Here is a 13,352-nt window from a genome sequence, read left to right on the forward strand (position 1 = left end):
GGCGCAGCATGTTACGCCTGATAGAGCTCCTATCCAGAAAACCCGCCGGGCGTTGTCCCGGCGGGTTTTTTGCTGTTTGCCAACCCGAATGCCTATGCTGCGTTTGTTTCTGTAACGAGATTTTCCACTATTTTCAGGGGCTGTCCGATGAGCACCAATGATTTTCGCGACCTAGTGGCCTTCAAGGATCTGGAAGAGGGACAGATTGCCTCTTTTTCCATTGAGGGGACTTCGGTTGTTCTGGTGAAGGACGGCGAGGAGGTGCATGCCTTGGGTGGCAAGTGCCCCCATAAGGAAGCGCCGATGGAGCAGGGTGCGTTCTGCAAGACGGAAAAAGGCAGCGTGTTAGTCTGTCCTTGGCATAAGGCGGTTTTCGATGCCGTTGACGGCAGTCTCGTAGAGCCGCTCGCTCTTGAGCCCCTGCCACGGTATCCGGTGGAAATTGTTGACGGTCGTGTGTTGGTCGGCACCAGCCCCATGAAGCGGGATGTGCCATTAGCGCGTCAGGAGGATGAAACAGTCCTGATTCTCGGCGCCGGTGCAGCAGGCCTGATGGCTGCGGTGACACTCCGTCAGGAGGGATTTGCCGGGAAAATCACTATGGTGACGGAAGAAAAGCATCGTCCATATGACAGGACCGCCCTGAGTAAGACCGTATTGCTGAGCGATCCGGAGAAAGCGCACGCTCCTTCGCTGCGAAGCGAATCTTTTTATGGCCAGCACCGTATTGGTCTGAAGCATGCAACCATCCAGACCTTCGATCCTGCTACCAAGACGGCTGAATTATCAGACGGAACGAGCGTGTCTGGCGATCATGTTCTGATCGCAACGGGCGCGCGGTCCAAGCGCCTGGACATTCCTGGCGCAGACCTGAAGCGCGTCTTTACGCTGCACAGGGAGCAGGATGCGGAAGAGATTGCCCGGGTTATTGACCCGGATCAGGCCGTAACGATCATCGGTGCGAGTTTCATAGGCCTGGAAGTGGCTTCCTGCCTGCGACAGCGCGGTGTGGGAGTGACGGTCATTGCCTCCACAGACGTGCCGATGGAAAAACACTTTGGTCGAGAGATTGGAACGCGTCTGCGCCAGTTACACGAAGAAAATGGTGTGGCGTTCATTTCCGACGCAAAAGTCGTGAAAATTTACGGAGAGAAAAAGGCCGAAGGCGTGGAGTTGGAAGATGGGATGAAGCTGCCAGCATCCTTCATTCTGGCCGGCATCGGCGTGACGCCTGCAACCGGATTTGTGCAAGGCCTGGACCGGGATGAGGACGGCGCGATCGTTGTCGATCATCTGATGCGGGCAGCACCCGGTGTTTACGCTGCAGGGGATGCGTCCGCCATCCTGCATGAGGAGAAACCACGGCGAATCGAGCATTGGCGTCATGCGCAGGTGCAGGGACGGATCGCCGCAATGGCCATGATGGGACACGAGACCAGCCATATGCCGACGCCATGGTTCTGGACGCAGCAGTTTGGCAAGAAGATCGAGCTGCTAGGTTGGGGTGAGAGCTTCGATAACGTCAGCCTTGAAGGGGATATCAAGGGCTTCAGCTTCCTTGCGACCTATCTTAAGGACGGAAAGCCTGTTGCGTTGGCGGGAGCGGGTCATGCGTATGACATGGCCAGAGCCGCCGTCGATTTCGAAGGTTTTGTGCAGGAAAAGGTCTGAACCGCGCACGAAGCTTGACATGAGCGGGCCGTCCCGGCTTCCTGCGCCCACTTATCCGCCAGGACGTTGAAGAGGCCCGACATGCATCCATACCGCACCCATGACTGTAGCGCCCTGCGTGAACAGGACGCCGGACAGACTGTCCGCCTGTCCGGCTGGGTGCACAGCAAGCGCGACCATGGTGGCCTGCTGTTCATCGATCTGCGTGACCATTATGGCGTAACACAGGTTGTTATTCCGGCTGGCACAGACCTGCTGGAAAAGGCAGAGCGTCTTCGCGTTGAGAGCGTCATTACCGTCACCGGCAAGGTTGTGGTCCGTCAGGGTTCCCAGCGGAACCCGAACCTGCCGACGGGTGACATCGAAGTTCTTGCCGAAGAGCTGGAAGTCCGTTCCAACGCGGCTGTTCTGCCATTTCAGGTGGCCGGTCAGGAGAATTATCCTGAAGAACTGCGCCTGAAGTACCGCTACATCGATCTCCGTCGCGAGAAGATGCATCAGAACATCCTGCTGCGTAGCCGGGTCATCACCAGCCTGCGTCAGCGCATGATCGAGCAGGGCTTCACCGAGTTCCAGACCCCGATCCTGACGGCGTCTTCCCCGGAAGGTGCGCGTGACTTCCTCGTGCCGGCGCGTCTGCATCCGGGCAAGTTCTATGCGCTTCCGCAGGCTCCGCAGCAGTTCAAGCAGCTTGCGATGGTTGCGGGTTTCGACCGCTACTTCCAGATTGCTCCGTGCTTCCGCGATGAAGCCTCACGCGCTGACCGTAGCCCGGGTGAGTTCTATCAGCTCGACTTCGAGATGTCCTTCGTCACGCAGGAAGACGTCTTCACGGTTCTGGAGCCGGTTCTGGCTGGCGTGTTCAATGAGTTCACGCCGGAAGGCTGGAAGATCACGGACGGCGCATTCCCGCGTATTCCCTATGCTGACGCCATGCGCGATTATGGCTCCGACAAGCCGGATCTGCGTAACCCGCTGATCATCAAGGACGTGACGGATGCTTTCCGGGATTCCGGTTTTGGTCTGTTTGCCAAGATCGCGGCTTCTGGCGGTCAGATCCGTGCGATCCCGGCGCCGGGTGCGGGCGATCGTCCGCGTGGTTTCTTTGACAAGCTGAACACCTGGGCCCGTGAGAGCGGCGCAGGTGGTCTGGGCTACATCATTTTTGAGGCAGAAGGCGGCAAGGGCCCGATTGCCAAGAACCTTGAAGCTGAGCGCGTCGAGAGTATCCGTGAGATCTGCGGCCTGAAGGCTGGCGATGCCGTGTTCTTCGCTGCGGGCAAGGGCGACGAAGTTGCCAAGTTCTCTGGCGTTGTCCGCACCAAGGTGGCAACGGAGCTGGACCTGATCGAGAAGAACGCGTTCCGCTTCTGCTGGGTTGTGGACTTCCCGATGTTCGAGCTCAACGAAGAGACGGGCAAGGTGGACTTCTCCCACAACCCGTTCTCCATGCCGCAGGGTGGTCTGGACGCGCTGAACACGCAGGACCCGCTGACGATCAACGCCTACCAGTACGACATCGTCTGCAACGGCGTGGAACTGTCGTCCGGCGCAATCCGGAACCATCTGCCGGAAGTCATGCTGCGCGCGTTCGAGATCGCAGGCTACGGCCCGGAAGTTGTGGAAGAGCGCTTTGGCGGCATGCTGAATGCCTTCCGCTACGGCGCTCCGCCGCATGGTGGTGCCGCTCCGGGTGTGGACCGTATCGTGATGCTGCTGGCTGATGAGCCGAACATCCGTGAGGTCATTCTTTTCCCGCTGAACCAGAGCGGCGAAGACCTGATGATGGAAGCCCCGGCCCCTGTCGAGCCAGCCCGTCTGAAGGAACTGCATCTGGCTCTGGATCTACCGAAGCCAAAGCCAGTCGCCACAAAGTAACGTATTTAGGCCTGACATCTGAAAAAGCCGGTACTCCTGAAGGGGTATCGGCTTTTCTTTTGTCTGCGCTCCGAAAAACTCAGGGGCATCATGATAGTCTGCCTTTCCGGCTGAACTTCGGAAGGTCTGTTGTCTATGCCCGTTCGCCCGACTGTCTCTCTTGGCAGGCGCCTGTACCTGGGAGCGGAGTTCCTAGCGCTTTACGGCGGCGGCCCTTTGCTCATTCTGTCCCTTCGCCGGGCCGGGTTGTTGTTCGGCCTGCTCTGGGTTGCAGCGCTTCTGGCTTTCGTCTCGCTCAGGCACCAGAAGTCAGAGGTCCATGATTTTCCGGGAGAAGCACGCAGAATCTTACTGCGTTTCACAGCTCTCGCTCCACTGATCGTGCTGCTGACATGGTGGGTCTGGCCAGACGTATTCCTGAGCCTGCCGAGGCAAAAGCCGCTGTTCTGGCTGCTGGTCATGGTGCTCTATCCCATTCTGTCCGTCTGGCCGCAGGAGGTTCTGTACCGGGCGTTTCTGTTCTCGCGATATGATGCTCTTTTTCGTATTGCCCCTGTGACAATCGGAGCCAGTGCCGTGGCATTTGGCTTTGCGCATATTCTGTTTCTGAACTGGATTGCCGTGGGCATGACGCTCATAGGGGGAGTGCTGTTTGCGAGCGATTACAGTCGGCATCGTTCGCTCATCCTGACCTGCTTTGAACACAGCCTGTACGGATGTCTCATTTTCACGGTGGGGTTAGGGCGGTTTTTCTACACAGGTGCCGCGTGGCATCAGTGATGAATGGAAATCTTACTATTCCATGATGTCTATATTGAGCATGACGAGCAGAGCTTATCGTAAGAGCAAGGTTTCAGGGGGAGCCGATGCTTTCCTGACCTCTTAACGGAGCACACTCATGGCCAGATTTACGACATCCGACGGGGCAGAGATTTATTTCAAGGACTGGGGCACCGGAAAGCCCGTTCTGTTCAGCCATGGCTGGCCGCTGAGTTCAGACATGTGGGATTCACAGATGCTGTTTCTGGCACAGAACGGCTACCGTGTGATTGCCTTTGACCGGCGCGGGTTCGGGCGGTCAAGCCAGCCCTGGGATGGCAATACCTATGATCGTTTTGCTGACGATATTGCAGAACTGATCGAAACCCTGGACCTGAGAGATGTGACGCTGGTCGGCTTCTCGATGGGGGGCGGGGATGTTACCCGGTATCTAACGCGCCATGGCAGTGACCGCGTTGCGAAGCTAGTGCTTCTGGGGGCTGTCACGCCTGTTTTCATGAAGCTGAACGATCATCCTGAAGGGGTTGATGCGGCTGTTTTCGATGGCATCATCGAAGGCTTGGTGAAAGATCGGGCCCAGTTCCTGAAAGACTTTGCGGTGCCCTTTTACGGGATCAATCATGGCGCGGAGATTTCTGACGGTGTTCTGGGGCAGACGCAGCAGATTGCTCTTCAGGCGTCCTTGCGGAGCACGATTGAGTGCGTCAAGGCATTCTCCAAGCTGGATTATCGGGAAGACATGAAGCAGATCACCGTCCCGACCCTGATTATTCATGGAGATGATGACCAGATCGTGCCTTTTGAGGCCACGGGTGCCCTGACGGCAAAACTGGTTCCGGGAGCGGTTCTCAAGGTCTATGCCGGTGCGCCGCACGGTTTTGCGGTCACCCATGGAGATCAACTGAACGCGGATCTGCTGTCTTTTCTGCAATCCTGATCAGAAAGACCCCGGCCAGACACAGGTCGGGGTCTTTTTTTTGCTCAATGCTGTGCTGCGTCAGCGTAAAATGGATAATCCGTATATCCCCGTGCATCGCCGCCATAGAAGGTGGAGCGATCATAGGAATTCAGGGGCCAGTTCTGACGCAGACGCTCGACCAGATCCGGGTTTGCGAGGAATGAGCGACCAAAGGCGATCAGATCCGCCTGTCCAGAAGCCAGCAGAGCTTCGGCGCTTTGTCGCTCAAATCCGCCCGCGGCAATGATGGTGCGGGAAAAGACCTGCCGAAGTGTCCCGGCATCTACAGGGTCAGGTTCTGCATCGCCCCCGATGCGGGGTTGTACGACATGGAGATACCCAGCGCCCAGACGATCCAGTTCAGAAGCCACATAGCGGAACGTTGCCGGGCGGTTGCTGTCTGCCATGGTTCCATAGCGCCCGCTTGGAGTTACTCGTACGCCAACCCGGTCCGGTCCCCAGACGGTCATTGCAGCCTGAGTCACCTCCAGCAGGAAACGGGCGCGATTTTCGAGCGAGCCGCCGTAATCGTCTGTGCGGGTGTTGCTGCCATCCTGGAGGAACTGATCCGGCAGATATCCATTCGCACCATGGATTTCCACGCCATCAAAGCCGGCTTTCAGTGCGCGTTCGGCAGCCTGTTCGTAATCCTTGATGATCCCGGGAATTTCATCCCGATCAAGCGCGCGTGGCGTGTCGTAGGGTACCGTCCCCGTGAGCGTCCATGCCTCTCCATTGGCGCGAATGGCTGAAGGGGCAACGGGAGCAGCACCACCCGGCTGAAGGATGCGTGCGGACTGACGGCCAACGTGCCAGAGCTGAAGAACCATTCTACCGCCTTTGGCATGGACGGCATCCGTGATGTGCTTCCATCCCGGGATCTGGCTGTCATCGTAAATTCCGGCCGCGCGCTCAAATCCATATCCGGTGAGGGAGACGGGGGACGCCTCCGAAATCAGCAGGCCGCCTTCCGTGGCGCGCTGGCTGTAATAGGTGCGCATCAGATCATTTGGCAGGTTACCCTCACTGGACCGCATACGGGTGAGTGGTGCCATAACAGCCCGATGGGTCAGTCGCGTGGGACCGACGAAGCGTGGTGTGAAGAGAAGCGTCGTCATGCTGATGGTGTTCCGTTGTCTCGGAAGGATGTCCGGAATGGATGCGTCCTGTGACAGCCAGAATGGTTATTCTCTGATAATATGCGTAGATTGGTTTTTCTAATATTTATTATTCTTAAAGGGAATAAATATGGATCGTCTTCAAGCCATGACGGTGTTTGTAAAGGTGGTGGAGGTCGGATCTTTTTCAGGGGCTGCCCGCCTGCTGAACGTCGGTCAGCCATCGGTTTCCAAAGTCATCGCACAGCTTGAAGCCCATTTGGGCACAGCGCTTCTCTTAAGGTCCACGCACGGTCTCACCCCAACGGATGCCGGGCAGCGTTACTACGAGCGTGCAGCCAGAATTATCGAAGATGCCAGAGAAGCGGACAGTCTGGCGCGGGGAAGCGGCAAGGAACTGTCAGGGCGCTTGAGGATCGCTATTCCCACCACATTCGGGCGTATCCATCTGGTGCCACAGCTTGGGCAGTTCACCGTACGATATCCCGGGCTCGAGCTTGACGTTCAAATGGATGACAGGCGCGTAGACCTGATTTCGGAAGGGATCGACATGGCCGTCCGGATTGGTCGTCCTGAAGATACAGCTGTGATTGGCCGACGTCTGGCGCGCGGGCGCCGATCCGTGATGGCAAGCCCCGCATATCTTGAAAAATTCGCTGCACCATCAGCCCCGGCAGATTTGGAAAACCATCAGATGGTTCTCTATGCACAGGGCCGACAGCTCCGAGCCGCTTTTACGAGGGACAACGACAGTCAGGAGGTTTCTCTACGGTCCGGGCTTCGTCTGAGTGCTGCGGAGGGAATTCGGGCTGCTGTTCTCTCGGGCCAGGGCATGACCATTGCGGCAGACTGGATGTTCGCACCGGAACTGGCAGCCGGACATGTTCAACGGTGTCTGCCTGACTGGTCTTTGGAGGCGGTAGAGCTCTGGCTGTTATTCCCTGCGGGGCGGATGGTCAGTGCCAAAGTGCGAGCCATGGCAGATTTTGTAACTGAAATTGTTGACGGTCTTCAGAAGGCGGAGCCCTGATCTAGGGGCAGCGAGAGAATTGTTACAGAGCGCAGCAGAGAATCTTTTTTCCGCCATAACTCCGCCTGATCACTGCCTTGTGAGGGCAGCAAGGTAGCACTCCTACGCAGCGCCTTTTGTAAAAGGAGTGAGACGTTATGTTGAAACATCTGTCGGGCTTGCTCGCCGTGTCGGCGCTTTTTGTCGGAGCTATGGCTCTGCCACCCATTAGTGGCACGGCCCATGCCCAGTTCGTTCCTTATCAGGGGCCATATCGCCAGACGCCGCCCCCTCCGCCACATCCCCCCAATGAGAGAATTCCACCGCATGCACGGACCATGCAGTGGATCCCAGGGCAGTGGAAATGGGTCGGAAATGGCTATCAGTGGGTGCCAGGCCATCTGGCCCGGGTGCAAGCCCACAGGCCGCCGCCATACTCACCGCGGGGTTAAAACGGAAAAGCCGCTCCTTGAAAGGGAGCGGCTTTTTTTTGTGGCTTACCGGAGGGTTACAATCACCGGAACATGGTCTGAAGCTTTTTCAGCCGAACGCTCGTCACGGTCGATCGTGAACGAGACAAGCCGTTCGGTGACGCGCGGGGAGAGCAGGGCGTGGTCAATGCGCAAGCCTGAGTTCCGTTGGAATGCGGCGGCCTGATAGTCCCAGAATGTGTAGTGACGACCCGCTGGGTGAATAGCGCGTAGAGCGTCTGTCAGACCAAGCCATTGCAGGCGGTGGAAGGCTGCGCGGGTTTCCGGTCGCACCAGCGCATCAGTAGGCGACAGAGCCTTGGGCGCGAGATCTTCATCTGTGGGGCAGACGTTATAATCTCCGATGAAGGCGAATGACTTTTCGCTTTCCAGAAACTCTTTCCCCCGGACCGCAAGAGCCTCAAAGAACGCGAGTTTTTTGCTGTAGCCGTCTTCTCCGCCGGAGTTTCCGTTGGGAAGGTAGAGGTTACCAATCGTCAGACCATCAAGCTCACATTCAATATAACGAGCCGTGGGGTCATCGAAGCCGGGCAGGGTATGCGTTGTAACGTCAAATGGGCGGCGGCCAATGAACGCTACGCCATTGTAAGCTTTCTGGCCTGTCGTGGCGACGTGATAGCCTGCGTCCTTGAAAACCGCCGGGAACTGGCTGTCCTCACATTTGATTTCCTGAAGGCAGAGCAGGTCGCACTCCGGATGACGCTCCAGCCAGTCCTGAACGAGATGCGCGCGGGCGCGGATGGAATTGATGTTCCAGCTTGCAAAGGTAAAGGACATTCGATCAGGCCAGCGAAAAGCTTGTACCGCAACCACAGGCTGAGGCGGCATTGGGGTTCGTGACCGTGAAGTGCGCGCCCATCAGCTTGTCGACGAATTCCAGTTCAGCGCCTTCAAGTAGATCGAGGCTGGTTTCATCGACATAGACGGTCGCGCCATCGCGTTGGATCAGAACGTCATCATCGTTCTTCGTGCGATCCAGCTTGAACTGGTATTGGAAGCCATTGCAGCCTCCCGCCAGAACAGCGACGCGCAAAGCCAGCCCTTCGGGTTCCGGCTGGGCGGAAATGATTTCCACAATCCGTGCCGCCGCACTGGCAGACATGGTGAAGGAAGGGGTTTCGGACATTGCTCGTTCCCGGTTTCTGGAGGTCTGCTGAAAGGCAGGACGGTTCTGGTCCTGATTATATGGTCAGACTGGGGTCAGGGGCAAAGGGGTAGAGTTGCGCTGAAGGGAGCCTGTCGTAGAATGACGCGTTTGATCCAGCAATTAGAGTGCTTTCCGCGCCTAAGGATCATCAGGGGAGTGTGTTGATGCCTGCCATCTATGCGGTTCAGGAAAAAGGTGCGCGAGGCCGACTCTACCCGGAGACAGAAAGCCCTGTCCGTTCTCCATGGCAGCGGGATCGGGATCGCGTCCTACATTCCGCTGGCTTCCGGACGCTTCAGTACAAGACGCAGGTGTTTATCAATCATGAAGGTGATTTCTTTCGCACCCGTCTGACTCATTCCCTGGAAGTTGCCCAGATTGCCCGTTCGATTGCCCGAAGCCTCGACCTGAATGAGGATCTGACAGAAGCGCTCGCGCTAGCCCATGACATGGGTCACACGCCGTTTGGTCATGCCGGAGAAGATGCTCTGGCCCTTGCCATGCAGGATTGGGGTGGTTTCGATCACAACACGCAGTCCCTTCGCCTCGTGACATCGCTCGAGACGCGTTATCACGCTTTCGATGGTCTGAACCTGACATGGGAAACGCTGGAAGGGCTGGCGAAGCACAACGGCCCGGTAAAGCGCCCAACGCCGTATCTGGCTGAATATGATGCGCGCCATCATCTTGATCTCAGCAGCTACGCGTCAGCCGAAGCGCAGGTTGCGGCCATGTCGGATGATATTGCCTATCATGGGCACGATCTGGATGACGGGCTGAGAGCCGGTCTTCTGACGTTCGATGACATTGAAGATCTTCCTCTGGTGGGTGATGCGCTTCGGGCGTCGCGTGAGATGGAGCGTCGCACGGGTCGCGAAGCAATGGATCAGGCACAGCGTGTCCGTCATGAGACAATCCGCGTGGTGATTAACGCCCTCGCGACGGATCTCACGGATCAGACGCGCCGCAATCTTGAGGCTCTTAATCCGCAGTCCGCGGATGACATTCGCCATGCTGATCATGCGGTTGTGGCGTTCAGTCCCGAGATGCGGGAAAAGAACAAGGCTATTCGCAAATTTCTTTACGCCCGCATGTATCGCCACTGGCGGGTTAATCGCATGGCGCGTAAAGCGAAGATTGCGCTGGCTGAAATCTTTACGATCCTTTCAGAAGAGCCCGGCCTTCTGCCAGACCCGCTCAAGGATCGTGCCAAGGCCGCAGATGATATGGAACGTCGGCGTCTGGTGGCCAATTATATCGCCGGAATGACCGATCGTTTCGCGATGGAAGAACATCGACGGTTGACGGACCTCTCCGTGCTGGGCTGATAAAGCCCCTCCAAGACGATACAGGTTACAGGAATCGAGCTGAAATGGTCGCTGCACCCACTGCCCATACGACTGACTGCCTTTTTGCCCGCGCCAGAGACCAGGTGTGCGAGGCGCTGCGGTCCGTTGTCCCCGGCCTGCCGGAAGAGGTGGTGCAGCGCGTTGAAGTGACGCCGCCGCGTGACCCGTCCCATGGCCATATGGCGACCAATGCTGCTTTGCTGGCGGCAAAGCCTGCCAAGCGCAAGCCAGCGGAGATTGCGGCAGAACTGGTGCAGAAACTCGCCGACCTGCCAGACATTGATCATGCTGAAGCCGCCGGTCCTGGCTTCGTGAACATGACGCTTAAGCCATATGTCTTGCAGGGCGTGGCGAAGGCTGTTCTGGAGGCCGGTGAAGCCTTCGGTCGTTCCTCGATCGGGCAGGGAACGCGCGTCAATGTTGAATACGTCTCCGCCAATCCGACTGGCCCGATGCACGTGGGTCATTGTCGTGGCGCTGTGGTGGGGGATGCGCTTGCAAACCTGATGCAGGCGGCAGGCTACAAGGTCACGCGCGAATATTACATCAATGACGCCGGCACGCAGGTTGTTGCACTGACATGGGCAACTTACTGGCGTTACCTGCAGGTTATTGGCACGGACATCGATGCTGACACGTTCAGCCCGCTGACCCCGAATGGTTTGCAGTATCAGGGTGACTATCTGATCCCGGTTGCAGAGAGTATTGCTGAAAAGCATGGTCGCGCTCTCGCCAACGATGATGGCAGCCCGGCTGATCCGTCTGTCTGGTTCGATATCATTCGCGCTGAAACGCTGGTGCAGATGATGGCCGCAATCCGCGAAGATCTGGAAGGGTTGGGCATCTCCCATGAGGTCTTCGCCAGTGAAGCGGAAACGCTGGCGAGCGGACGGGTTGATGCCGCGATTGCCAAGCTGGAAAGCAAGGGCCTGCTTTATGAAGGCGTGCTTGAGCCACCCAAGGGCAAGACCCCCGAAGACTGGGAACCGCGCCCGCAAACCCTGTTCCGTTCTACCGATTTTGGGGACGATCAGGATCGTGCACTTCGCAAATCTGACGGCACCAACACCTATTTCGCCAATGATATCGGATATCACGCCCAAAAGGCTGAGAATTCAGACGTTCTGATTGACGTGCTTGGTGCGGATCACGGCGGTTACGTTTCCCGCATGCGCGCTGCAATTTCGGCGCTGACGGATGGCAAGACCGGCTTTGAAGTCGTGATGTGCCAGATTGTGCGCGTTGTGAAGAACGGCGAGCCCGTCCGGATGTCCAAGCGTGCGGGCACGTTCGTGACGCTGCGCGATCTGCTGGATGAAGTCGGACGTGATGCCGTGCGCTTCACGATGCTGACCCGTAAGGCCGATGCGCAGATGGAATTCGATCTGGACGCTGTTGTTGCCCAGACGCGTGATAACCCGGTGTTTTACGTTCAGTACGCTCACGCCCGCTGCCGCTCGGTTCTGCGTTCAGCAGAAGCGATGTTTGGTGCCGCGTCCGTGATGCCTGAAGCGCTGGCAACTGTTGATCTTTCCGGTCTGTTGTCAGACGTGGAACTGGCCGTTCTGCACCGTATCGCGTCTTTCCCACGTTCTGTCGAAGCGGCTGCTGCAGCGCGTGAACCGCATCGGATTGCAACGTATTGCATTGATCTGGCGTCTGATTTTCACACACTGTGGAATCGTGGACGCGAAGACACGACCCTGCGCTTTCTGCATGAGAACGATCGTGAGACGAGCCTGGCAAAGCTGGCGCTTGTTTCTGCGATTGCCGGAACCCTGCGTTGCGCACTGACCATTCTTGGCGTTGTGCCAGTGGAGGAAATGCGATGAGCCCTGACAGCGAGAATGATCGCGATTTCCGGGACCCGGGTGATTATGGCGCGGGACCTTCTTCTCCCCGCCCGTCGTCTGGCCCGCGTGCGGAGCGTGAGCGCCTGAGCAACGATTACGACGATGACGCCCCACCGCGTCGTCGTGCGGCGGCAGCGCCGGAGACGGCGAGCCGCGCCGGTGGCCTTGCGTCCCTTCTTGGCAGTGATCCAGCGACGCGCAAGCTTGTCGGGGGCGCCATCGGCATCGGCGCCGTGTTGCTGCTCGCTGTCGGGGGATGGTCTCTGACGGGAGGCCATCACGGTGGAATTCCAATTATCGGCCCACCGCCAGGCCCTGTGAAAGATGTTCCAACCGATCCGGGAGGAATGCAGATCATGGGCAGTGATAGCGGCGATACGGATCTGACAGGCAACGGGGAAGCGCATTTGGCTCCGGGACCGGAACAGCCGGACGCGAAGGCGCTGGCTCGTCAGTATGGTGTGCAGCCCGGGACGCCTTCTGCGGCTCAGCCGGACAAGCCCGCAGCGCCCGCTGACGCTACACCTCCTGCCGGTGAGGCTCCGGCTGCTCCAGATGCTGCAGCAGGCCAGGACAAAGCTGCCGCTGAACCGTCGGCTGTGCCTCCCGTGGCTCCTGAAAGCAAAGATGCAGCTTCAGCGCCTGCGGACGCCGAAACGCCTGAAGACGCTCCAACACCAAAGCCAGCTCCAGCCGTCAAGCCGCAGCCTAAGGCCCCTGATGCGCCTGTTCACAAGGCTGTTCCGTCCAAGCCTGTGCAGAAGCCCCTTCCGGCGCCTGTTGCTGAGCCAGAAAATGCTGGTCCTCAGCAGAAAACGGCTGCTGCTCCGAAGGCTGAGGCTGGCGGTGCACGCGAAGTTCAGCTTGCCGCGCTCGACAGCGAAGCCGCAGCGCGCAAGGAATGGGACACACTGCGCCATCAGGCACCCGGACTGTTCGCAGGTCATTCACCGCTCTTTGAGAAGACTGCTCATGGCGACAAGACATTCGTGCGTCTGCGTATTGGCGGCTTTGAGGATCTGAAAGCCGCTCGTGCGTATTGCGTAAAGCTTCACGCACAGTCCATCGCCTGCACTCCGGCACAGTTCTGAGAGACCG

The 13,352-nt window shown here is 58.1% G+C and carries 12 protein-coding genes; 9 read left to right on the forward strand and 3 right to left on the reverse strand.

The features are described from left to right. Window positions 1–147: 147 nt before the first annotated feature. The 4 genes from R5H23_RS06660 to R5H23_RS06675 all read left to right on the forward strand — a co-directional run bounded on the left by R5H23_RS06660 (window position 148) and on the right by R5H23_RS06675 (window position 5,266). On the forward strand, window positions 148–1,671 hold the full coding sequence (locus tag R5H23_RS06660) for an FAD-dependent oxidoreductase (protein ID WP_317214882.1): 1,524 nt from the start codon (window positions 148–150) through the stop codon (window positions 1,669–1,671). 81 nt (window positions 1,672–1,752) lie between these two features. Then, window positions 1,753–3,549 (forward strand): aspartate--tRNA ligase, encoded by a 1,797-nt coding sequence (gene aspS / locus R5H23_RS06665; RefSeq protein WP_317214883.1) that lies wholly within the window; start codon window positions 1,753–1,755, stop codon window positions 3,547–3,549. A gap of 135 nt (window positions 3,550–3,684) precedes the next feature. After that, entirely contained in the window at window positions 3,685–4,329 is a 645-nt protein-coding gene (locus tag R5H23_RS06670; protein WP_317215087.1) for a CPBP family intramembrane glutamic endopeptidase, read from the forward strand. 118 nt (window positions 4,330–4,447) lie between these two features. After that, window positions 4,448–5,266: an alpha/beta fold hydrolase gene (locus R5H23_RS06675; RefSeq protein ID WP_211496554.1), complete on the forward strand. Its 819-nt coding sequence runs from the start codon at window positions 4,448–4,450 to the stop codon at window positions 5,264–5,266. 44 nt (window positions 5,267–5,310) lie between these two features. Here R5H23_RS06675 and R5H23_RS06680 read toward each other — a convergent pair whose 3' ends face one another. Then, complete coding sequence (locus R5H23_RS06680) at window positions 5,311–6,405, reverse strand: alkene reductase (protein WP_317214884.1); 1,095 nt, start codon at window positions 6,403–6,405, stop codon at window positions 5,311–5,313. Window positions 6,406–6,535: 130 nt separating this feature from the next. On the opposite strand from R5H23_RS06680, the gene R5H23_RS06685 reads away from it, so the two are divergent. After that, on the forward strand, window positions 6,536–7,435 hold the full coding sequence (locus tag R5H23_RS06685; protein ID WP_317214885.1) for a LysR family transcriptional regulator: 900 nt from the start codon (window positions 6,536–6,538) through the stop codon (window positions 7,433–7,435). Between the two features lie 137 nt (window positions 7,436–7,572). Continuing rightward, window positions 7,573–7,866, forward strand: coding sequence for a hypothetical protein (locus tag R5H23_RS06690; protein ID WP_080951390.1), 294 nt, complete (start codon window positions 7,573–7,575; stop codon window positions 7,864–7,866). Between the two features lie 45 nt (window positions 7,867–7,911). Here the strand turns inward: R5H23_RS06690 and xth are convergent, their stop codons facing one another. Both xth and R5H23_RS06700 read right to left on the reverse strand, forming a co-directional pair. Then, complete coding sequence (xth, locus tag R5H23_RS06695; RefSeq protein ID WP_317214886.1) at window positions 7,912–8,682, reverse strand: exodeoxyribonuclease III; 771 nt, start codon at window positions 8,680–8,682, stop codon at window positions 7,912–7,914. 4 nt (window positions 8,683–8,686) lie between these two features. Then, window positions 8,687–9,031 carry an iron-sulfur cluster assembly accessory protein gene (locus R5H23_RS06700; RefSeq protein WP_046899719.1) on the reverse strand — a complete coding sequence of 115 codons (345 nt, stop codon included), beginning with the start codon at window positions 9,029–9,031 and terminating at the stop codon, window positions 8,687–8,689. Between the two features lie 185 nt (window positions 9,032–9,216). Here R5H23_RS06700 and R5H23_RS06705 point away from each other — a divergent pair, with 185 nt between their 5' ends. From R5H23_RS06705 to R5H23_RS06715, 3 genes are read left to right on the forward strand one after another with little or no spacing between them, the layout of a single operon-like run. Next, window positions 9,217–10,380, forward strand: coding sequence for a deoxyguanosinetriphosphate triphosphohydrolase (locus R5H23_RS06705; RefSeq protein WP_317214887.1), 1,164 nt, complete (start codon window positions 9,217–9,219; stop codon window positions 10,378–10,380). A gap of 44 nt (window positions 10,381–10,424) precedes the next feature. Beyond that, window positions 10,425–12,233, forward strand: coding sequence for an arginine--tRNA ligase (gene argS / locus R5H23_RS06710; RefSeq protein ID WP_317214888.1), 1,809 nt, complete (start codon window positions 10,425–10,427; stop codon window positions 12,231–12,233). Next, a complete protein-coding gene (locus R5H23_RS06715; RefSeq protein ID WP_317214890.1) occupies window positions 12,230–13,345 on the forward strand; it encodes an SPOR domain-containing protein in 1,116 nt (371 codons plus the stop codon). Before argS ends, R5H23_RS06715 begins: the two co-directional genes overlap by 4 nt. Window positions 13,346–13,352 lie beyond the last annotated feature (7 nt).

Origin of the sequence: Gluconobacter sp. GP1 (genome assembly GCF_032913585.1) — a bacterium.
GTDB lineage: Bacteria > Pseudomonadota > Alphaproteobacteria > Acetobacterales > Acetobacteraceae > Gluconobacter > Gluconobacter cerinus.